The organism is Bradyrhizobium sp. A11 (assembly GCF_042077125.1).
GTDB lineage: Bacteria > Pseudomonadota > Alphaproteobacteria > Rhizobiales > Xanthobacteraceae > Bradyrhizobium > Bradyrhizobium japonicum_B.
Genome location: NZ_CP149509.1, coordinates 2322099 through 2343445, shown reverse-complemented (window position 1 = coordinate 2343445; position 21347 = coordinate 2322099). Strand labels below are relative to the sequence as shown.

18 protein-coding genes, 1 pseudogene and 1 riboswitch are annotated in these 21347 nt (G+C 65.7%); of the genes and pseudogenes, 9 read left to right on the top strand and 10 right to left on the bottom strand.

The features are described from left to right. Positions 1 to 86: 86 nt before the first annotated feature. Positions 87 to 307, bottom strand: a riboswitch (cobalamin riboswitch). Between the two features lie 40 nt (positions 308 to 347). Together cobO and WI560_RS10760 are read left to right on the top strand one after the other, a co-directional pair. After that, positions 348 to 983, top strand: coding sequence for a cob(I)yrinic acid a,c-diamide adenosyltransferase (gene cobO, locus WI560_RS10765; protein WP_375307972.1), 636 nt, complete (start codon positions 348 to 350; stop codon positions 981 to 983). Positions 984 to 988: 5 nt separating this feature from the next. Beyond that, positions 989 to 2437: a cobyric acid synthase gene (locus tag WI560_RS10760; protein ID WP_375308814.1), complete on the top strand. Its 1449-nt coding sequence runs from the start codon at positions 989 to 991 to the stop codon at positions 2435 to 2437. Here the strand turns inward: WI560_RS10760 and cobD are convergent. Both cobD and cbiB read right to left on the bottom strand, forming a co-directional pair. Continuing rightward, positions 2426 to 3391, bottom strand: coding sequence for a threonine-phosphate decarboxylase CobD (gene cobD / locus WI560_RS10755; protein WP_375307971.1), 966 nt, complete (start codon positions 3389 to 3391; stop codon positions 2426 to 2428). The two genes, WI560_RS10760 and cobD, sit on opposite strands and share 12 nt — an antisense overlap. A gap of 11 nt (positions 3392 to 3402) precedes the next feature. Next, positions 3403 to 4344: an adenosylcobinamide-phosphate synthase CbiB gene (cbiB, locus tag WI560_RS10750; RefSeq protein WP_375307970.1), complete on the bottom strand. Its 942-nt coding sequence runs from the start codon at positions 4342 to 4344 to the stop codon at positions 3403 to 3405. A 121-nt stretch (positions 4345 to 4465) separates the two neighbouring features. Between cbiB and cobU the strand changes: the two genes are divergently transcribed. From cobU to WI560_RS10725, 5 genes and pseudogenes are all read left to right on the top strand, one after another. Beyond that, complete coding sequence (gene cobU / locus WI560_RS10745; protein WP_375307969.1) at positions 4466 to 4969, top strand: bifunctional adenosylcobinamide kinase/adenosylcobinamide-phosphate guanylyltransferase; 504 nt, start codon at positions 4466 to 4468, stop codon at positions 4967 to 4969. After that, positions 4966 to 5748, top strand: a complete 783-nt coding sequence (gene cobS, locus WI560_RS10740) for an adenosylcobinamide-GDP ribazoletransferase (protein WP_375307968.1) — start codon at positions 4966 to 4968, stop codon at positions 5746 to 5748. The genes cobU and cobS overlap by 4 nt, the downstream gene beginning before the upstream one ends. A 4-nt stretch (positions 5749 to 5752) precedes the next feature. Then, the gene (gene bluB / locus WI560_RS10735; RefSeq protein ID WP_375307967.1) at positions 5753 to 6385 is read left to right on the top strand and encodes a 5,6-dimethylbenzimidazole synthase; all 633 of its coding nucleotides are present in this window, start codon (positions 5753 to 5755) and stop codon (positions 6383 to 6385) included. Positions 6386 to 6540: 155 nt separating this feature from the next. Beyond that, entirely contained in the window at positions 6541 to 7572 is a 1032-nt protein-coding gene (locus WI560_RS10730) for an ABC transporter substrate-binding protein (protein ID WP_375307966.1), read from the top strand. Next, a pseudogene (locus WI560_RS10725) lies at positions 7569 to 10261 on the top strand (ATP-binding protein). Before WI560_RS10730 ends, WI560_RS10725 begins: the two are co-directional and overlap by 4 nt. Here WI560_RS10725 and WI560_RS10720 read toward each other — a convergent pair. The 6 genes from WI560_RS10720 to WI560_RS10695 all read right to left on the bottom strand — a co-directional run bounded on the left by WI560_RS10720 (position 10254) and on the right by WI560_RS10695 (position 16856). After that, on the bottom strand, positions 10254 to 11243 hold the full coding sequence (locus tag WI560_RS10720; RefSeq protein ID WP_257177653.1) for a LysR family transcriptional regulator: 990 nt from the start codon (positions 11241 to 11243) through the stop codon (positions 10254 to 10256). The pseudogene WI560_RS10725 and the gene WI560_RS10720 sit on opposite strands and share 8 nt — an antisense overlap. 44 nt (positions 11244 to 11287) lie before the next feature. Next, complete coding sequence (locus tag WI560_RS10715) at positions 11288 to 12961, bottom strand: carbon-nitrogen hydrolase family protein (protein ID WP_375307965.1); 1674 nt, start codon at positions 12959 to 12961, stop codon at positions 11288 to 11290. A gap of 31 nt (positions 12962 to 12992) precedes the next feature. After that, positions 12993 to 13829 carry an ABC transporter ATP-binding protein gene (locus WI560_RS10710; protein ID WP_257177651.1) on the bottom strand — a complete coding sequence of 279 codons (837 nt, stop codon included), beginning with the start codon at positions 13827 to 13829 and terminating at the stop codon, positions 12993 to 12995. Between the two features lie 12 nt (positions 13830 to 13841). Further along, on the bottom strand, positions 13842 to 14837 hold the full coding sequence (locus WI560_RS10705; protein ID WP_375307964.1) for an ABC transporter substrate-binding protein: 996 nt from the start codon (positions 14835 to 14837) through the stop codon (positions 13842 to 13844). A 28-nt stretch (positions 14838 to 14865) separates the two neighbouring features. Then, positions 14866 to 15651, bottom strand: a complete 786-nt coding sequence (locus WI560_RS10700) for an ABC transporter permease (protein ID WP_375307963.1) — start codon at positions 15649 to 15651, stop codon at positions 14866 to 14868. 296 nt (positions 15652 to 15947) lie between these two features. After that, positions 15948 to 16856, bottom strand: a complete 909-nt coding sequence (locus WI560_RS10695; RefSeq protein WP_375307962.1) for a LysR family transcriptional regulator — start codon at positions 16854 to 16856, stop codon at positions 15948 to 15950. Positions 16857 to 16981: 125 nt separating this feature from the next. Here WI560_RS10695 and WI560_RS10690 point away from each other — a divergent pair, with 125 nt between their 5' ends. Then, entirely contained in the window at positions 16982 to 17920 is a 939-nt protein-coding gene (locus tag WI560_RS10690) for a ring-cleaving dioxygenase (RefSeq protein WP_375307961.1), read from the top strand. Then, positions 17917 to 18543: an alpha/beta hydrolase gene (locus tag WI560_RS10685; RefSeq protein WP_375307960.1), complete on the top strand. Its 627-nt coding sequence runs from the start codon at positions 17917 to 17919 to the stop codon at positions 18541 to 18543. Before WI560_RS10690 ends, WI560_RS10685 begins: the two co-directional genes overlap by 4 nt. A 62-nt stretch (positions 18544 to 18605) precedes the next feature. Here the strand turns inward: WI560_RS10685 and WI560_RS10680 are convergent, their stop codons facing one another. Both WI560_RS10680 and WI560_RS10675 read right to left on the bottom strand, forming a co-directional pair. Beyond that, a complete protein-coding gene (locus tag WI560_RS10680) occupies positions 18606 to 19472 on the bottom strand; it encodes a L,D-transpeptidase (RefSeq protein ID WP_375307959.1) in 867 nt (288 codons plus the stop codon). A 339-nt stretch (positions 19473 to 19811) separates the two neighbouring features. Next, positions 19812 to 21305 carry an ABC transporter substrate-binding protein gene (locus WI560_RS10675; protein WP_375307958.1) on the bottom strand — a complete coding sequence of 498 codons (1494 nt, stop codon included), beginning with the start codon at positions 21303 to 21305 and terminating at the stop codon, positions 19812 to 19814. Between the last annotated feature and the right edge of the window lie 42 nt (positions 21306 to 21347).

Genomic DNA, 21347 nt, shown 5'->3' with positions numbered 1-21347 from the left:
TCCAGATAACAGCGGGAGGCGATGAGGCACACGGACCATTCGTCAGAAGGCCCGTTTCCCCGTCGCGGAACACCCCGTCCGCCGGTCCAAAACTCGTCCGCGCTGGCAGGTCTCCCGGCTTGCGGAGTAGGGTTTTGCCCTTCGATCCCCGCCTTCCCGATTCCCTGAGGAATCAGTGGCTTTGGGCATCTCTCCGGTCACGGTCGCGGGGGCGGCTGCATTTTGGACCCAAATCTTGCCGATTCGGACCCTATCGCATTCCCTCTTCGCCTGTCATAGGACAGGAACCAACGCCGGGCCACCATTTGCCGGTGGCCGCCTCTTGTCAAGCCGAAGGACCGGATCCAATGACGCCTGAACCGGACACCCAAACACCTGAGGAAACCGACGCCCGGCACGCCGCAAAAATGGCGAAGAAGAAAGCCGCCCGCGACAAGATCATGGCGACCAAGAGCGGCGAGAAGGGCCTCATCATCGTCCACACCGGCGCCGGCAAGGGCAAGTCGTCCTCGGCCTTCGGCATGATCGTGCGCTGCGTCGCCCATGGCTTCCCCTGCGCGGTGGTGCAGTTCATCAAGGGCGCCTGGGACACCGGCGAGCGGCGCCTGCTCACCGGCCATTTCGGCGAGCTCTGCCAGTTCCACGCCATGGGCGAAGGCTTCACCTGGGAGACGCAGGACCGTGCCCGTGACATCGCCGCCGCGCGCGCCGGCTGGGAGAAGGCCAAGGAGCTTATCCTCGATGAGAGCTTGCGGATGGTCGTGCTCGACGAGATCAACATCGCGCTGCGCTACGATTATCTCGACATCGCCGAGGTGGTCGATTTCCTGACCACCTCGAAGCCGCCGCTGACGCACGTCGTGCTCACCGGGCGCAACGCCAAGGACGAATTGATCGAGATCGCCGATCTCGTCACCGAGATGACGCTGGTCAAGCATCCCTTCCGCTCCGGCATCAAGGCGCAGGCCGGCGTCGAGTTCTGATGCCGATGGCACGCGCGCTGATGATCCAGGGGGCCGGCTCGGACGTGGGCAAATCGCTCATCGTCGCCGGCCTTGCGCGCGCCTTCACGCGGCGGCACCTGCGCGTGCTGCCGTTCAAGCCGCAGAACATGTCGAACAACGCGGCCGTCACCGTCGATGGCGGCGAGATCGGCCGCGCGCAGGCGCTGCAGGCGCTCGCCGCCGGCGTCGAGCCGCACACCGACATGAACCCGGTGCTGCTGAAGCCCGAGACCGATGTCGGCGTGCAGGTCATCGTGCATGGCAAGCGCATCGCCACGGCGCGCGCGCGCGACTACGCGGCGATGAAGCCGTCATTAATGGGCGCGGTGCTCGAGAGTTTCGAGCGCCTGAAGGCGCGCGCCGACCTCGTGCTGGTCGAGGGCGCCGGCAGTCCGGCCGAAGTCAACCTGCGCAAGTCCGACATCGCCAACATGGGTTTTGCCCGCAAGGCCGACGTACCGGTCGTGCTGGTCGGCGACATCGACCGCGGCGGCGTCATCGCGCAGCTCGTCGGCATCAAGACGGTGATCGACCCCGAGGATGCCGCGATGATCCAGGGCTTCGTCATCAACAAATTCCGCGGCGATCCCACGCTGTTCGACGACGGCTACAGGCTGATCGAACAAAAGACCGCCTGGCGCGGCTTCGGCGTGCTGCCCTGGTTCACGCGCGCCGGCGAGCTGCCGGCCGAGGACGCGCTCGGCCTGAGCGACGCGCGCAAGCCCGGCCAATGCAAGATCGCGTGCCTAGCACTGTCGCGCATCGCCAATTTCGACGACCTCGATCCGCTCAAGCTCGAGCCCGGCATCGATCTCGTGATGGTGCGACCGGGTGAAGCGATTCCGGGGGACGTCAGCCTCGTCATCATCCCCGGCTCGAAATCCACCCGCGGCGATCTCGCCTTCCTGCGCGCGCAGGGCTGGGACATCGACCTGCTCGCGCACCATCGCCGCGGCGGCCACGTGCTCGGCCTCTGCGGCGGCTATCAGATGCTGGGGCGCAGCGTCGCCGACCCAGATGGCATCGAGGGCCCCGCGGGCGACACGCCGGGACTTGGGCTGCTGGACGTCGAGACGGTGATGAGCCCGCAGAAAACGCTGACGCGTGTCGCGGCCGTGCATGCCGCCACGAAGCAGGCGATCCAGGCTTACGAAATCCACATCGGCCGCACCGACGGACCGGATCGCATCCGCCCCTTCGCGACGCTGAACGGTGAGCCCGAGGGCGCGATCTCGCGCGACGGCCGCGTGCAGGGCAGCTATCTGCACGGCCTGTTCACCTCGGATGATTTCCGCAAGGCGTACCTGGCAAAGCTCGACATTCCCGCCGGCAACGAGCCCTATATGGGCCGGGTCGAAAGCGCGCTCGAGGCGCTGGCCGATCACATCGAGCAACATCTCGACGTCGCAGGCCTGCTCGCGCTAGCGCGCTAGCACTTCGGCAAGGCGTGTCCATTCGGCTTCGCTGCCGGGAAGCCCGAGGCGCAGCCATGTCGGCTCTCGCGCAAACACGCGCGACCAGATATGGCCATGAGCCAGCTTCTCCTGCGCAGCCAGCGCGTCAGGCGTCTGGTAGAGACGAAACAGCGGCGTGCCGCCAAGCAGGGTCCAACCTTGCGCGCGCGCCATCTCGTCGAGGCGGACGCAATCGCGCGCAAGCCGCGCGGTCGTGGTCCCGGCCCAGGCATCGTCGCGCAAGGCGCGGCAACCGATCGCGATTGCTGCGCCCGAGACCGGCCACGGACCCGAGAACTCAGCGAGCCTGGCGATGTCGGCGGCATTGCCGACGGCGAAGCCCAGCCGCAAGCCGGCAAGCCCGTAGAATTTTCCGAACGAGCGCAGGACCAGCAGCCGCGGCCGATCCGCTTCGGATGCAAGCGACAGCAGCGGAACGGCGTCGACAAAGCTCTCGTCGATCACGAGGCGGCCGACGCGTGGCAGCAGCGCCAGCAAATCCTTCGGCGCATGATTCCGGCCGTCGGGATTGTTGGGATTGACGACGATCGCGAGGTCCGCACCGGCCAGCGCGTCGAGCTTACCGGTCTCCTGCACATCCCAGCCCGCGGCCGACAGCACCCCGGCATATTCATTATAGGTCGGCGCGAGGATGCGCGCGCGGCCGGGCGGCGCAAGCTGCGGCAGCAATTGAATGGCGGCCTGCGCGCCGCCAAGCGCAACGATCGGCGCGCTGGTGCGATAGGCGTGCCGCGCGGCCTGATGCAGCGCCTCGATCTCGGCACGCGAGGGCAGCGCGCTCCACGCACGCGCACTCAGTTCGCCGACGGGATAAGGCGACCGGTTGATCCCGGTCGACAGATCGATCCAGTCCTCGGCGCGTCCGCCAAAACGCTCCTGGGCTTGATCGAGATTTCCGCCGTGCTCGCGCATGCCCCGTTCTTTCACGCGAAGGCCAGGATCGCAAGCACGCCGGCGAGCAGCAGCATGGCACGGCGATAGACCGTCAGTCCCTCGCCGATATCCGCGGCAAGCGGATCGCGCGCGCCCTCGTTGAGCCAGGGTTCGTTCGTGATGCTGCCGTGATAGATGCGCGGACCGCTGAGCCGTACGCCGAGTGCACCGGCCATCGCCGCTTCGGGCCAGCCGGCATTCGGCGAGCGGTGACGGCGCGCATCGCGCGTCATGCATGCCAGCGCCTCGGACCGCCTTGGCGCCAGCAGCACGAACAGGAATCCGGTCAGGCGCGCCGGAATGAAATTGGCGACATCGTCGATGCGTGCCGCGGCCCAGCCAAAGGCTTCGTGCCGCTCACTGCGATGGCCGATCATGGAGTCCAGCGTATTGATGGCCTTGTAGCCCAGAATGCCGGGAAGACCGAACAGCGCGCCCCAGAACACCGGGGCGACGATACCGTCGGAGGTGTTCTCGGCAAGGCTCTCGATCGCCGCACGCGCGATGCCGGCCTCGTCGAGCGCCGTGGGATCGCGACCGACGATGCGCGAGACCGCCGCGCGGGCGGCCGCGATGTCGCCGGCCTGCAACGGCTTCGCCACGGCCGCCACGTGATCATATAGCGAACGCAGCGCGACCAGCGGCCAGGCCAGGATGCCGACCAGCACGCTCTCGATCCAACCTTTGGGAAGCAAGGATTGAATCATCCAGCCGATCACGACGGAGACTGCAATCACCAGGAGCGCTCCGGAGATGCCGGCCGCACGGCGCAGCGCCGGGGCATCGGAGGCGCGATTCCAGCCGCGATCGATGGCGCCGATCAGCCGCCCCAGCCAGGTCACGGGATGGCCGATCCGCGCGAACAGCCATGTCGGCCAGCCCAGGAAGGCATCCACCGCCATCGCCACCACCATCGCGCCCGCAAAGCTCAATCCCGCCTCCTGTCCAGCCCCTGTTGCGCAAAGCAAGGCGCGAGCGCAAGCCCCTCCACGCCTGATTTCGGCTTTGTCTTTGACCGCGTTTGATGATTAGTCAGGCCCAAAGGAGACCTTGATGGCCGTCATCTTGATCACCGGCGGAGCGCGATCCGGCAAGAGCAAGCGCGCGGAAATGCGCACGCGCGCCTTTCCCGGGCAGCCCGTCTATGTCGCAACGGCCGAGCCGCTCGACACCGAGATGGAAGCGCGCATCGCAAAGCATCGCGCGCGTCGCGGAACCGACTGGATCGAGCGCGAGGTGCCGCTCGATCTCGTGTCGGCGCTGGTCGCGAGCGATGGTGGCGGCGCGCGGCTTGTCGACTGCCTGACGCTGTGGCTTTCCAATTTGATGCATGCGACGCGCGACTGGGAGCACGAGGTGACCGAGCTCGCCAGCGCCCTGCCCCGTCTGAAGAGCCCCGTCGTCCTCGTCACCAACGAGGTCGGCCTCGGCATCGTGCCCGACAACGCGCTGGCACGCAGTTTTCGCGATGCCGCCGGGATCATGAACCAGATGGTCGCGGCCGCCGCCGACGAAGTCGAATTCGTCGTCGCCGGCCTTCCCATGAAACTGAAATGATGCCGCGCGCCGAGCTTCTCAAAGACATCGTCGCCGATCTCAGGGTGGCGGCATCGTTCGTGACGATCCTTCCCGTGGCATCGTCGAAGCCGGCAAGTGACGGCGCAATCGCGCGCGCGACCTGGGCGCTTCCCGTCGCGGGAGTGCTGGTCGGCCTCGCCGGCGCTTTCGCCTACAAGGTTGCCATGTGGTTCGGGCTGACGCCGACCCTTGCTGCCCTGCTCGCCCTGGTTACGACCGCCCTCGTCACCGGCGCGCTTCACGAAGACGGTCTTGCAGATACCGCCGACGGGCTCGGCGGCGGCCGCACGCGCGAGCGCAAGCTGGAGATCATGCGCGACAGCCGGATCGGCACCTACGGTGTCTGCGCGCTGATCTTCTCATTCGGCCTGCGCTGGAGCGCGCTCGCGACCATCGCCGATCCGGTTGCCGTCGCACTCGCGCTTTGCGCCGCGCATGCTGCTGTCCGCGCCGGCGTGCCGGCCTTCATGGCCCTGGTCCCGCCGGCCCGGCCGGACGGGCTGTCGGCAAGCGCCGGCGCGCCGCCGGGCCGGAGCATCGCCCTCGCCTTTGCCGTCGGGATGCTCGCGCTCGTCCTGGCTTTGGGGCCGGGAAAGGCGCTGGTCGGCCTCATCCTGCTGTCGCTCGCCGGATTGATGCTGGCGCGGCTTGCGATCCGCCAGATCGGCGGGCAGACCGGCGACATCCTCGGCGCGTTCGAGCAACTGGGCGAGATCATCATCCTGCTGGTCGCCGCTTCCTTCCAGATCGGAGGCTGAGCTCATGGTCGAATTCGATGACAGCTTCCGCCGACAATTGCGCGAGCTGTTCGTGTGGCGCCGCGACGTGCGCCGCTTTCGCAGCGATCCCCTGCCGGACGGCGCCATGGACCGCCTGATCGAGACCGCCTGCCTGTCGCCCTCGGTCGGCCTCAGCCAGCCTTGGCGCTTCGTCATCGTCGACGATGCCGCGCGTCGCCGCGCCGTGATCGACGATTTCAGGACGTGCAACGCCGATGCGCTGAGCTGCTATTCCGGCGAGCGCGCTGCGCGCTACGCCACGCTGAAACTGTCGGGCCTCGAGCAGGCGCCCGGACATCTTGCGGTGTTCGCCGACAAGACCGGCGACATCGGCCACGGTCTCGGCCGCGCCACTATGCCGGAGACCACGGAATACTCTGTGGTGGCCGCCATCACCGCGATGTGGCTCGCCGCGCGCGCGGAAGGCATCGGCCTCGGCTGGGTGTCGATCCTCAATCCGGATCGCGTGCACGCCATCCTCGACGTGCCGGATGGCTGGAAGTTCATCGCCTATCTCTGCATCGGTTATCCGGAAGCCCAATGCGACCGGCCGGAGCTCGAGCAGGCGAAATGGGAGCACCGGCGCGGGGCGGACGAATTTACGCTGCAGCGTTAGCGCACCGCGCCATCCCTCGGCCCGCGTACGAATACGGTATCGGGCTGCCAAACGCTGCGAATGAACATTCACAAGGGCATTTTTTGATCAATTGTGAACGCCGGCCGTTCGCGCTAAGCATCCGGACTGGGGCGAGCCAGCATGCAAAGAACTTCATGACCGAACGGCCTTCCGCGCTCGCGGTCGATCGCCGCGGCTTCATTCGTCTTGCGGGAGCAACCGCCGCGGGATGGATCGCGCTCGGCGCGACGTCGGACCGCATGCGGATCGTCGCTTCGTTGACCGCATTGCCGCTCGACGACGAGCTGACGAGGCGGAGCATGATCGACAGCGCGACCTCTCGCCTCGGCAATCTCGTCGTCGGCCTGAGACAGCGCGGCTGGGTCGAAGGCGTCAACTTCCGCCTCGAGCTGCGCTCGAGCTTCGGCGCACCGGACAGGCTGAAGGCGGCCGTTCAGGAACTGCTCGAACTCAAGCCGGACGTGATCCTGACGGGATCGACCGTCGAAACCGCAGCGGTCCTTGCCGCCACCAAGACCGTTCCGGTCGTCTTTGCGACCGCCAACGATCCGGTCGGCCATGGCTTCGTCCAGAGCCTTGCCCATCCTGGCGGCAACGCGACCGGCTTCACCAACAGCACCGCCGAGATGGGCGGCAAATGGCTGCAACTGATCCGGGAGGCGGTGCCCGACCTTGCGCGTGTCGGCGTCCTGTTCAATTCGGCGACCACGCCTCGGGCGGGACGCTTCTTCCTCGACTCGATCGAGCAACAGGCGGCCGAGTCCGGCGTGTCGGTCCTCCCGGTCCCCGTCAATGTGCCGGCGGACATCGACGAATCCGTCAGGCGCTTCTCCGGACCGCCCAAGGTGGCGATGATCGCGCTGGTCGACAGCTTCCTCGTCGTCAACCGGCAGGCGGTCGTCGCGGCGGCGGCCAAGTATCGCGTGCCCACCATCTATCCGTTCCATTACTTCATGGATGCCGGCGGGCTGATGAGCTACGGGCCGACGCTGGAGGTGCGCTCAGCCGACTACGTCGATCTCATCCTGCGCGGCACCAAGGCAGGCGATCTTCCGGTGCAGTCGCCGCGAAAGTACGAGCTCCTGATCAACCGCACGGTTGCCCGCTCGCTGGGATTGACCATTCCGTTCACGCTGCTCGCGCGCGCCGACGAGATCCGCGAGTGAACGGGACAGCCGACCAGGGAGACTTGCGGACACCTCCCGGACGGCTGTTCCGCAAATATCTCTACTCGATCCTCGCCCTCGCCTTTGCCGCGCTCGCCATCAACACCGGCTTCGACGTCTGGTTCTCCTATCGCGAGCAGAAGCAGCTGCTGGCGGCAACCCAGCGCGAGCAGGCAGCGTCCGCCGCGATCCAGATCGGCCAGTTCGTCGGCCAGATCGAGAGCCAGATCAGATGGCTCTCGCGCCTGCCGCCGGAGCTGTCGACCAACGAGGACGAGCGCCTCAACGCCATCCGCCTCCTGCGCCTCTCGCCGGCGATCGCGGAAATCGCGGAGCTCGACTCGCAAGGGCTGGAGCAGGTGCGCGTGTCCCGCCGTGTCGCCGACCGGATCGGCAGCAAGGCCGATCTGTCCGCCTCGCCCGCCTTCCGCGGCGCCAACGAAAGCCGCGCCTATTACGGGCCGGTCTATTTCTTCGCCGACACCGAGCCGTTCATGACGTCGCCACGCGCGGCACCGGCCGCAATCCGAACGTGATCGTCGCCGAGGTCAATCTGCGTTTCATCTGGGACCTCGTCACCGGGATCAGGGTCGGCAACACCGGCAAGGCCTATGTGGTCGACCGCATGGGAGTCCTGATCGCGCATCCCGATCTGTGGCGGGCACTGCAGCGCAGCGATCTGTCCGGCCATGCGGACGTGCGCGCCGCGCTCGACGGCGTGGGGCCGTCCTCGGGCGGGTTGGTCAAGCAGGATCTGACCGGCCAGCGCGTGCTGTCGACCTATGCGACCGTGCCCTCGCTCGGCTGGCTGGTGTTCGTCGAGCTGCCGCTCAGCGAAGCCTATGCGCCGATCTATGCGTCGATCGGCCGTTCGGCCTTTCTCCTCGCCGTCCTACTGGTGGGTGCGGTGCTGGTCTCGTTCTTCCTCAGCCGGCGCATGACGGGGCCGATCCAGCTGCTGACGCAGGGCGCGCGGCGGATCGGCAGCGGCGACCTCGGCCTGCGGCTCGCGATCAGAACCGGCGACGAGCTGGAAGCGCTCGGCGACCAGTTCAACCGCATGGCGGCGCACTTGCGCGAGTCCTACGCGACGCTCGAGCGCAAGGTGATCGAGCGCACCTCCGAGCTGGAGAAGGCTCGCGATCACGCGCTCGCCGAGCACGATTCCGCCGAGCGCGCGCGCAGCGCGGCGGTGGCGGCCAACGAGACCAAGTCGCGCTTCCTCGCCGTCGTCAGCCATGAGCTGCGCACGCCGCTGAACGGCGTCATGGGCGTGGTGCAGCTGCTCGACGACGGCAGCCTCGGTGAGGCGCAGCGGCGCCACCTCGCGACCGCGGCCGCATCGGGCGAGACGCTGATCGCGCTGGTCGACACCATCCTCGAATATGCCCGCCTCGAGGCCAGCGCCGAGACGCTGGAGCCGCGCAATTTCCGCCTCGACCAGCTGATCGAGACCGCCGCCGAATTGATGCGTCCGCAGGCCCTCGGCAAAGGACTGACCTTCGACCTCACCTGCGATGCGTCGGTCCGCGCCTCGGTGCATGGCGATCCCGTCAGGCTCAATCGCATCCTGCTCAACCTGATCGGCAACGCCGTCAAGTTCACGCCGTCGGGCGGGATCGCCGTGGCCGCAGCCGCCGGGCGGCACGACGATCACGTCCTGCTGCGTATCACCGTTCGCGACACCGGCATCGGCATCGCGCCGGACATGCACGAGCGGATCTTCGAGGATTTCGTCCAGGCCGACGACAGCATCGCGCGGCGGTTCGGCGGCACGGGCCTCGGCCTTGCGATCGCGCGGCGCCTCGTCCGCCTGATGCACGGCCAGTTGACGGTTGCGAGCACGCCGGGCGCGGGCAGCACGTTCAGCTTCGAGGTGCCGCTGGGCCTGGCCGCAAGCGGCATCGCGCAAGGCGTGCTGCCGCCGCCGTCGCGGTCGCGCCGCGTGCTGCTGGTCGACGACGATCCCGTCAATTGCGAGGTCGGGGAAGCGATCCTGAAGCGGCTCGGCCATCACCCCACGATCGCCAGGAACGGCGCATCGGCCGTCGCGCTCGCCCGCGATCGTCCGTTCGACGTCATCCTGATGGATCTGCACATGCCCGACATGGATGGCGTCGAAGCTGCGACCCGGATCGGCGCGCTCGGTCTACCAGACATCCCGCGCATCATCGCCGTGACGGCGGACGTATCGTCCGGCGCGCGCGAGCGGCTCGCGGACGCCGGCATCGTCCGGATCATCGGCAAGCCGATCCTGATCGGCGCGTTGCGCGAGGCGATCGAGGACGATCCGGAAGCCGAGCCGGCCGCCGCGCAACTCGCCGCGGGCGCCTTGATCCACCGGCATTTTCTCGACGACCAGAGGGAACTGCTGGGCCCGACCCAGATCGCAAAGCTGCATCATCTGCTGCAGGAAACCAGCGACAGACTGATCGCCGACATCGTCAGCGCCGCGGCGGCCTGCGATCAAAAGCAGCTGGCGCGTTCCGCGCACCAGCTCGGCAGCGCCGCCAGCGCGCTCGGCCTCGTCCGCCTGTTCGAACGCTGCCGCGAGGTCGAGCTGGCTGCGCCCTCGATGTCTTCTGCCGAATGCGAAGATGCCGCGCACGAGCTCGGAGCGCTTCAGGAGGCCTCGATGATGGCATTGGACGAATTGCTGCGGCCGGCCGAGCAGCTCTCGGTCAGGTAAGATGCGCCCTCATCGACGCGGGATGTGTCGCCGACATCAAATGATCGACATCGGCCGCGACGCGTTTCTCCAGGAAGCCCATCACCGCCTTGATGCGGGCGATGTGCAGCAGGTCCTCGTGAACCGAGAGCCAGATGTCGCGGACGGAAAAATAATTGGGCAGGATCGGGCGCAGGTCCTTGTTGTGGGCCGCCACGTAGGACGGCAGCATGGCGATGCCGAGCCCGTTCGATGCCGCGACATACTGCGACACCAGGCTGGTGCTGCGAAATACGACATGGGCCGGCCGCAGGATGTCGGACAGCCAGCGGTTCTCCTTGATATGGATGTGCTCGTCGATGAAATCGATGAAGTCGTGGTTGTCGAGGTCCTTCAGATCGGCCGGGGCTCCCGCGCGCTGCAGATAGGCATTGGAGGCGTAGAGAAAGATCCTGAACTCGCCGATCTTCTTGACCGACAGCCGCCTTCCCTTCGGCCTGAAAAAGCTGATGAAGATGTCGGCCTCGCGGCGCGTCATGTCGAGCAGGCGCGTGTCGGTGATCAGCTCGACCTGGATCGAGGGCCAGGCCTTGCTGAAGGCGGCCATGCAGCCCGTCAGATACATGCTGCCGATGCCTTCCATGGCGGCAATTCGCACCGCTCCGGCCGCGTCCGCCTTCTCGGAGCCGACCACCGTCTCGATGATGGCGTTGGCGTTGTTCTCCATGCCTTCGGCGAACTGGAGCAGCCGCAGGCCCGCCTCGGTCAGTGCGAAGCCTGATTTGCTGCGCTTGAACAGCGTGGTGTTGAGGCTGCGTTCGAGCTCCCTCACCCGCCGGCTGACGGTGGTGTGGTCCACCTTCAGCTTCTGGCCGGCGCGAACGAGGTTACGGGTGCGCGCGACCTCCAGGAAGAAGATCACGTCGTCCCAATTGTAGCGCAGCGTTCGCGCAGCCTTCGCCATCTCGGCCGTCCTGATATGCCCGTTCGCGAGCTTCGGCATCTAACTCTCGCTAGTTTCGGGCATATCAGCAGGCACGGCAATCGTCAGGCGGCAATGATCGGGGCGTAGGTCTCGACCAGCCGGTTGGCGAACATGTCGACCTTCGGGATCATCAGCTTCTGCCGACAGACCGCGAGATCGATGTGCTTGGGCATCACGGCGCCAAGCTTGAACACGCGCGGCGCGACGACGTTGATGTCCCAGAGCGGAAAGCCGGTCGGGGGGATCACAAGGCTGCCGCCCGGATAGGGCGAATCGACGCGGTTCGCCAGCACCACCGCCACCCGATTGTCCTCGGCCCTCGGGATCGCCAGCAGCTCCCGTTCGAACGGCTCGCGCAGCGAGGCCGGCCACAAGATGATGTCCGCGGCCGCGATGCCGAGGCAGCGCGAGACCTCGGGAAATATGGCGTCATAGCCGGACATGACGCCGATGCGGCCGAACGGGGTCTCGAACACCGGATAGTCATCGCCCGCCCTCGCCCATTTGCGCTCCTCGGCAGTCAGGTGGGTCTTGCGATACTTTCCGACCTCCTTGCCGTCGGGCCCGATCAGGAATGTCGTGACGTAAAGGCCCGCTGCGGCCCGCTCCACGGTGGGCAGCGCGATCAGGCATTGGTAGCGGGAGGCGATTGCAGCGGTCTTGGCCAGCAGCGACGTCGTCTGGTCGGCCAGGGCCACGGCCTCCGCCGCGTTCGGGATCGCGGACGGGCAGAAGGCATATTCCGGCAGGGTGAGAACCTTGATGCCGAGCTTGGCCGCGTGATCGACCATGTCGAACACGTCCTCGGCCGTGCCGTCCCTGGTCACGTGCATCTGCACGGCCGCGACCTTGGCGACGGACTTCGCGGGGATCAGCGGCTGCTCCGCGATCCGGTACACCGGCGTCTTCTCGTACGGCAGCGCCATCAGGCCGTAGGTTTCCGGACGCCGGTCGGCGATCTTGTCGTTCGCCGAATAGATCGACTTGTCGTGCGCGGCGTCGAGATCGACGTCGGCAATCGCCATGCCGTGGGTATCGTACGGCACCTTCGACAGCACGCGTCCCTTGGGATCGACGATCATGCTGCCGCCGGGATAATAGATCGACCGCTCATAGCCGGCCTTGGTCGCCGCCACCAGCCACAAGCCGTTCTCGTAGCTGCGGGCCGGGCCCCACATGTCCGCCTGGTCCATGGCGAAAAAGTTCGCCATGTCGACGATCACCTCCGCGCCCTGCATCGCCATCGCGCGGAAGATCTCCGGGATGCGGCCGTCGAAGCAGATCAACAGGCCGATCTTGCCGAGGTCGGTGTCCACCACCGGACAGCCGCGCTCGCCGAACGCAAACCAGTTCTGATCGTGGGTGGCGAGGAACTGCTTGTGATAATGGCAGACGGTCTCGCCGTTCCGGCCGAACATGATGCCGGTGTTGAAGATCTTCTCCTTGTCCGGATCCCACTCGGTGACGCCGCTGGCGATATAGATCCGGTGCTTCCTGGCGAGCGCAGACAACGCCGTCACGAACGGGCCGTCCGACATCGTCTCGGCGAGCTCGCGGCAGTGCTCGGCGGAATCGAACAGGTAACCGGTGTCCATGCACTCGGGGAACACCACCAGCTCGGCCCCCTGCCTCACCGCATCCTCGACGTATTGCGTTGCCAGCGCGATGTTGTGGTCAAAGTCGCCCAAACGGGCAAGCGTCTGGACGGCGGCGGCGCGGAAACGGCGCTTCGTCATGTTGGTCTCCATCTTTCGAAGGTTGATCGAATTAGTCTCGCTTGACCTCGCGCCAGAAGCGGTCGAGGCAATGGCGTTTCAGGGTGATGAAGCCCTCGCCGGTGGTGACGTCGAGGTCGCGCGGCCAGGGCAGATCCACCGGAACGATCTCCGCCACCCGCGTCGGCCGGCGCGTCAGCAGCACGACCTGGTCGGCGAGCTGGATGGCCTCTTCGAGATCGTGCGACACCAGCAGCATCGTGGTCTTGAGCTTCATGAAGATGTGCTGCAACCGCTCGCGCATGAACAGCGTCATCTCGTAGTCCAGCGCGGAGAAGGGCTCGTCCAGGAACAGCACCTCGGGCTCCGTCACGAGCGCGCGCAAGATCGAAACCGTCTGCTGCTGGCCTCCCGACAGGGTGTAGGGATAGGCGTTGAGGTCGAACGGAACGTCGAAATCCGCGAGCAGCTTTTCGACGCGCCGCCGCCGCTCCTTGCGGTCCACCCCGATCACCTTCAGCGGATAGTGGATGTTGTCGATCGCGCGCATCCAGGGAAACAGCGCTTCCCTGTAATTCTGGAAGACGTACGATATCCTGGTGTCCCGGATGGTCTGGCCGTCGTAGAGCACCTCACCCGCATCCATCGGCATCAGGCCGGAGATCATGTTGATGAAGGTGCTCTTGCCGCAACCGTTCGGCCCGAACACCGAAATGAACTTCCCCATCGGCAGGTCGATCGAGAAGTCGTCGTAGATCGTCGTGCCCTGGAACTTCTTGCTCAGGCCACGCACGGTGACGTAAGCCTGCCGCGGCCTGGGCGGCGGAACAGGTGACGGGCTCTCGGCGGCTGGCCGGTCCACGCTACGGATCGCAGTCACGTTCCCCATCGGATGATCCAATCAGTTGCCGAGATCGGACTTGGCGAGGAGCTTGTCCTTGACGTTGATCGGACCTGCGACCACGCCCTCCTTGATGAAGACGTCGACCAGCGCCTGATACGACTTCAAGTCGGTGTCGTTGAGCTCCTTGAAGCCGCGCAGATAAGGCTGCGCCAGAAGCTCGAGCTGATCCTCCTTGATCGGCGTGTACTTGGTGAGGATCGGCTTGTACTTCTTGAAGTCGGCGTTCACGAGGTCGGTCGCCTCGTCGATCGCGGCAACCACCTTGCGCGCAACCTCGGGCCGCTCCTTCAGGAACTTCGTGGTCATCAGCGAGGCTCCGGAATAGAAGGGATCGGCAATCACGCGCGCGACCGGATTGGTCATGGCGCGGGCCGCCTTGCCCGAGGCGACGGCGATCGATCCGACCGGCTCGAGCGACAGCGTCGCGTCGACCGTGCCCCCGACCACGGCCGGCACCTGCATCGCGACCGCAAGGTCGACCAGCTTGACGTCGGTATCGGGATCGAGCCCCGCCGAGCGGACCATGTGGCGGGAGATGGTGCGCCACTGAATACCCGGGACGTGGCCGAGCGACTTGCCCTTGAGGTCGGCAAAGCTCTTGATCGGGCTGTCCGGCTTGACGATCAGCCCGTCATTGATGCGGTCGGCGGCAATGCCTCCGCCCTGCAGGCCGAACACCTTCAGCTTGCCCGGAAATTTGGCCTCCGCGATCATCGCGATGCCGGCCGCCGCGCCCGGAGGACCGAAGTCGGCACGCTCCGCGATCAAGGCATCGATGATCTGGTTGGGCGCTTCCATCTTGGTGGAAACGATCTCGATGCAGGCCTTTTCGAACAGCTTCTCTTCCAGAGCGACGTAATAGGCCGTGGTCTGCATGATCGGCAGCCAAACTGCCGTCACCTTCTCGGTCTTGTCGCAGGCCGCATCCGCGCCGGTCGCACCAAACAGGAACGTGGACGTCGCGAGCGCCGCAAAAAATCTCTTCGTCTGCATGTTGGCCTCTTCGTGTTAAATTGGCTGACTATCTGCCGGACCAGTGAATGAACGAGCGTTCGATCATCAGGAGCATAAGGTTGAGCCCGTATCCCATCGCGCCCGCGATCAGGATGGAGCCGTACATGTCGGTGAGCGAGTACGAGATCTGCGCATCGATGATGCGGTGGCCGATGCCGTCGGTGGCGCCGATGAACATCTCGGCGACGATGATCACGACCAGGGCGAGCGACACCGCGGTGCGCAGGCCGACGAAGGTCTGCGGCAGGGTCTCGTAGAAGATGACGTCCTTGAAGATGCGGAGCGACGAGGCGCCCATCGAGCGGGCCGCGAGGATCCGGGTCTGGCGGGCATTCATCACGCCGTAGGCGACGTTGAAGACGATGACGAGCCAGGCGGCGAAGGCGGCGACGGCGATCTTGGCGAAATCGCCGAGGCCGAACAGCAGCAGGAAGAGCGGAAACAGTGCGGTTGCCGGCGTGGAGCGGAAGAAATCGACCAGGAATTCGACCGAGCGATAGATCGCGGCCTTGGCGCCGAGCACGATGCCGATGGGAACGCCCGCGACCACGGCGATCAGGGTCGAATAGCCGACGCGTGCGATGGTGTGGAGGAAATCGCCGGTCATCTTGCCGGCTGCGATGCTGGCCGCGGTATCGCGCAACGTGTCGATCGGCGACGGCAGCAGATCCTTGTTGACCAGCTGTCCCTTGAACGCGATCCACCACAGCGCGAACAGCAGCAGCGGACCTATCGCGAGCTCGATGGCGCGCTTCACTCTTGGATTCGAGATCGCCTGACTGATCTGTTGCATCGGCATCCTCGTGAGCTCTGCGGCTTGCTTGGCACTTTCCGCCGCGAGCACGAGAAGTGTTGGCCGCAGCGACGCGAAAGAAAATGGCGAGATGTGCAATCGATCGTGCAGGAATGCATATTGAAATCAATCTTCCGGATGATTGATTTGCAGGCTTGCAGTGCCCGTCGCTTAGGCAAACCACGCCTTTTCGCCCAGCAGAACAGCAGGGCGATGGCGGATGGCAATTGCCTACCGTCGGCCAATTTGCGGTCGGAGACCTTACCGGCGGCTCACGCGATGCCGTCGTGGGATCCTCAGCGCGTTCGCACGCCCTCGTCCTCGCGGCCGAAACGCTCAACCAGGAAGTCGATGAAGAGCCGCACCTTCACCGACAGATGCCGCGTCGGCGGGTACACCGCATAGAGCGCGAGCGGCGGCGCGGCATAGTCGTCCAGCACGGTTCGCAGCTCGCCCCTCTTCAACGCATCGGCGGCGATGAACTCCGGCAGCAGCGCCAGCCCCCTGCCCTTGATCGCGACGTCGCGCAGCACCTCGGCATTGTTGACGCAGAGCGACCAGGCCGGCTGGATCCAGTGGTCGCCGTGGCTGCCTGTGAGCTTCCACTGATTGCCGGTCAGCAGGAAGCCGTAGGTGAGCGAGGCATGCTCGCGCAGATCCTGCGGATGTTTTGGCGTGCCGTGCCGCGAAAGATAGTCCGGCGAGGCGCAGATCATGCGCGATACCGGCATGATCTTTCGCGCGATCAGGCTCGAGGATTCCAGTTCCGCGATCCGCAGCGTCACGTCAAAACCGTCCTGCACGGGATCGAGCAGATCGTCGCTGAGCACGATCTGGAGCTGAAGCTCCGGATATCGCGCCATGAAATCAGCGAGCACCGGACCGAGCCGCATGGTGCCGAACGACATCGGCGCGTTGACGCGCAGCAGCCCGCGCGGCGCCGATTGCGCCTGCGTCACCGCCTGGTCGGCCGCTTCGACCTCCGAAAGGATGACGAGCGCACGCTCGAAATAGCGCTTGCCGTTCTCGGTCGGGCTGGCGTGCCGCGTGGTCCGGATCAGCAACTGGACGCCGAGGCTTTCCTCGAGGTCGGCGATGTACTTGCTGATCGCCGAGCGCGACAGCCGCAGCTGCCGGCCGGCTTCCGCGAAGCTGCCGCTTTCCACCACCTTCACGAAGGCCCGGAGGCTGCCGAGCTTATCCAAGGGCCGCCTTCGCCGATTGTTTCCAAATCGTAGACATAGCCGTCATATTTGCATGGATTGTCTCCAATCCAAAGCGGAACAATATTTCCGGCCAGAGCAAGACGCCCGAACTCAGGAGGACGACCATGTCTGGACTGCACCATGTCACCGCGATCGCCGGCGACCCCATCCGCAATTTCGGCTTCTACACCCGGGATCTAGGCCTGCGCTTCGTCAAGAAGACGGTCAATTTCGACGATCCCGGCACCTATCACTTCTATTATGGCGACGAGACAGGCCGCCCCGGCACCATCCTGACCTTCTTCCCATGGGCCGGCGTGTCGCCCGGACGCCGCGGCGTCGGCGAGACTCATCAGACCGCCTTCCGCGTGCCGCAACGCTCGCTCGGCTATTGGACCCAGCGCTTCACCGAGAAGGGCATTGCCTATGAGGCGCTGGAGAAGCGCTTCGGCGAGTCCGTGCTGCCGTTCACCGACCCTGACGGCATGGCGCTCGCGCTGGTCGGCATTCCCGGCGCCGAAGGCGAGCCCGGCTGGAGCAATGGCGACGTGCCGGCCGAGCATGCGATCCGCGGCTTCCACGGCGTGACCCTGCTGCTCGACAGCGCGGCGAAGACCGCCGCTGTCCTCACCGACGTGTTCGGCTTCAAGGAGACCGGCCGCGAGGGCTCGGTGATCCGCTTCAAGGCCGCAGGCGATGCCGAGGGCAGCATCGTCGACATCTACGAGGCCAAGGGATTCTTGCGCGGGCATCAGGGCGGCGGCTCGGTGCATCACATCGCGTTCCGCGCGGCTGACGATGCCGAGCAAGGCAACATGGCGCAAAAGCTCGTGAGCAATCACGGCCTGCATCCGACCGAGCAGAGGGACCGCAACTACTTCCGCTCGATCTACTTCCGCGAGCCCGGCGGCGTGCTGTTCGAGATCGCGACCGACGTCCCCGGCTTCGCCGTCGACGAGCCCGTCGCGACGCTGGGACGCGACCTCAAGCTGCCTGCATTCCTCGAGCAGCACCGCAAGCAGATCGAGGGCGTGCTGCCGAGCCTGGAAGAGACCGTGTCATGACCGAGAGCACCTTCATCCATCGCTTCGAGCCCGCGACCCGCGCGGGCTCCCCTCCGCTGCTGCTGTTGCACGGCACCGGCGGTGACGAGAACGACCTGCTCGGGCTCGGCAAGATGGTCTCGCCCGGATCGGCCCTGCTCTCGCCGCGCGGACGCGTGCTCGAGCACGGCATGCCCCGCTTCTTCCGCCGCCTCGCGGAAGGCGTGTTCGACGAGGAAGACGTGCGCCGCCGCGCGCATGAGCTCGGCGACTTCGTGGGCGAGGCGCGGCAGCGTTACGGCATCGCCGCGCCTGTCGCGGTCGGCTTCTCCAACGGCGCCAACATCGCCGCCGCGCTGTTGTTGCTGGAGCCTGACGTGCTTGCCGGCGCGATCCTGCTGCGCGCGATGGTGCCGCTGTCTGATCCGCCAACGGCGGATCTCGCCGGAAAGCCGATCCTGCTGCTGTCCGGTCACGGCGACCCGATCGTGCCGGCCGGCAATTCGGCCAGGCTTGCGGCCCTGCTCTCGCAAGCTGGCGCGAGCGTGACCCACAGGATCCTGCCGGCGGGCCATCAATTGTCGCAAGCCGACGTGACGCTCGCGCGCGACTGGATCGGCAATGTCGAGGCGAAAGCCGCATGAGAGAGGCGGCGCATCGTTTTCCGAACGATGCGCCGCCGCCTTCACTCAGATGGAGAATCGAGTTACCGGGCTTCGGCGAGGTCAGGTCCAGACGACGGCATCTTCGCGTTGGCTGCCAAGGACCGGTTCGACGGCGATGCCGGGTCCGGCAACCGGAAAGCGGCGTCGGACGGCACGCCCTGGGATGGTCGACGCGCAGCACTCGTCGGAAGCACGATCACTTTCGCGCCGATCTTCACCCGCTCATAGAGATCGACGACATCCTCATTGGTGAGCCGGATACAGCCAGACGAAACCCGCTTCCCGATCGTATCGGGCTTGTTGGTGCCGTGAATTCTATATTCGGTGTCGCCCAGATACATCGCCCTGGCGCCGAGCGGGTTGCCGGGGCCACCTGCCATGAACCGCGGCAGATAAGGCTGACGGGTGACCATCTCCGCGGGCGGATGCCAATCCGGCCATTCTGCCTTACGGGCCACGGTCTGCTCACCGGACCATGTGAAGCCTTCGCGGCCGACACCGATGCCGTAGCGCATCGCTTGCGTGTCGTTCAGGACGAAATAGAGAAACGTGTTCTTGGTATCGATGATCACGGTGCCCGGCGCTTGGCGGCTCGCATAGTCAACCACCTGCCGGACAAAAGCGCCGGGGCCGTCAGCAGCTTTTGGAGGCTCGACCAGAGGCGCGGGGGCCGGAACCGGAGCTGAAGCTGGAGCCGGCGCTGATGCATGAACTGGAGGCGCCACGTAAACCGGAGTTGACGATGCCTGGGCCTGGGACGCGGCCGGCTTCCGCGCCGGTTGCACGCCCGCCGGCCGAGACAGCAAGCCGTAGCCCAATGCGGCGACGGCCACTGCGCCAATTGCGACTCTGGCGGCCATCGGTATTGCGAGCGTCTCCGCCTTCCTGCGTTTGGCCCGCTTGCTCATATGCTTCCCCAGGTCACCATGCCCAAGAGAGGTAACCCGGCAAAATTTAAGAAACTTCGAAGCGATGGCGTTCGGATTGAAACCGTCGGCGATGGTTAACGCGGACTCCTGTTCCGCAACCTAGGTTGCGAATATCGCTGTTTTGCCCGACGGGACAACGGTCCCCGCGCGTCCCCTCGACCATCGAACGTGCAGCGCGCAAGCCATTGAAATGACTACGCCCGGCTACTGTGCATGGGGTTGTTTTTCAGTTTTTGATCTGGACCTGCCAAACGATTGGCCTCTCCCCGACGGGAGAGGCCAAGATTGAACCGGCGCGCTCCACTTGAGCGCGCGTTCCTACTCCCAGGCCCAGGCCGAGAAATCGTTCTCGAACTGCGGGACTTCCTTCCAGACGCCCTTCAGCTTCTTGTTGATGACGGTGGGCCATTGCGGCTGGAACAAATAGGCGGAGACGGCGTCGGTGGCGAGCATGCGCTGGGCATCGCCAAGCAGCTTGGCGCGGGCGTCTTGCTGCGGCGTCGACACGATCTGCTTGTAGAGCGCGTTGAACTTCTCGTTGTTGTAGCCGAGATAATAGTCGGGCTCGGTGATCTTGACGAGATCGAACGGCTCGACGTGGCTGACGATGGTGAGGTCGAAATTGTGCGGGCCATTGCCGGCGAACACCTGCGACAACCACTGCGCCCACTCGACGTTCTCGATCTTGGCGACGATGCCGACCTTGGCGAGCTGGGCCGCGACGATCTCGCCGCCCTGCCGCGCATAGGGCGGCGGCGGCAGCTTCAGCGACAGCTCGAGCGGCGTGGTGACGCCGGCCTCGGCAAGCAGCTTCTTGGCCTTCTCGGGGTCGTAGGGATTGACGCCGGTGGTGTCGACATAGCCGAGCGATCCCGGCGTGTAGAAGCTGCCGATCGGCGTGCCGAACCCCTCGACGGCACCGTCGATCAATGCCTTGCGGTCGATCGCCGCGAGAATGGCGCGGCGAACGCGGACGTCGTCGAGCGGCTTCTTGCGGTGATTGATCGCGACGATGGTCTTGGCCCTGGATCCGCCGATCAGCACCGTGAAGCGCGGGTCGCTCTTGAACTGGGCAACGACGCGGGTTGCAATGCGCGGAAACGCGTCGACGTCGTTCGAGAGCAGCGCCGCGGCCTGGGCGGCCGGATCGGAGATGAAGCGGATCGTCACCTTCGAGAGCTTGATTGCGGAGGCGTTGCGATAGTCCGCCCATTTGTTGAGCGTGATCGAGGAGCCCTTGGCCCAGGCGCCCAGCTGATAGGGGCCGGTCCCGACCGGCTGGGTGACGTTGGTCGCCGCGCTCTTGGGCTCGACGATCGAGCCGCTCGCCTGCCCCAGCAGGAACGGCAGGTTCGGCTCGGAATATTTCAGGGTGATCACGATCGTGTCGGCGTCGGGCGCGTCGACCTTCTCGAACGCCTGGAACAGGCTCTTGTCCTTGTTGGTGCTGGTCGGCGCCGCGTTGCGCTCGAACGAGAACTTCACCGTCGCGGAATCGAACGGCTCGCCATTGTGGAATTTGACGCCCTTGCGCAGCTTGAAAGTGTAGGTCTTCAGATCGGGTGAAGCGGTCCAGCTCTCGGCCAGCAGCGGCGAGACCGAGCCGTCCTCGTTGATCTTGGTCAGCGTCTCGTAGATGTTGTAGAGCGTGACCTCGGCGATCGCGGCGGCGGCGGCATTGGTGGGATCGAGCCCCGGCGGCTCCAGCGTCATCCCCATGACGACGCTGTCCTTCTTGCTCTGCGCCAGCACGGGCAAAGGCGCCGCGATCAGCGCGGCCGCTACGGCGACAATCGACAATTTCCTCAACATGCGTAACTCCCCGGCCTGTTCCGTTCTTCAGCCTACGCCAAT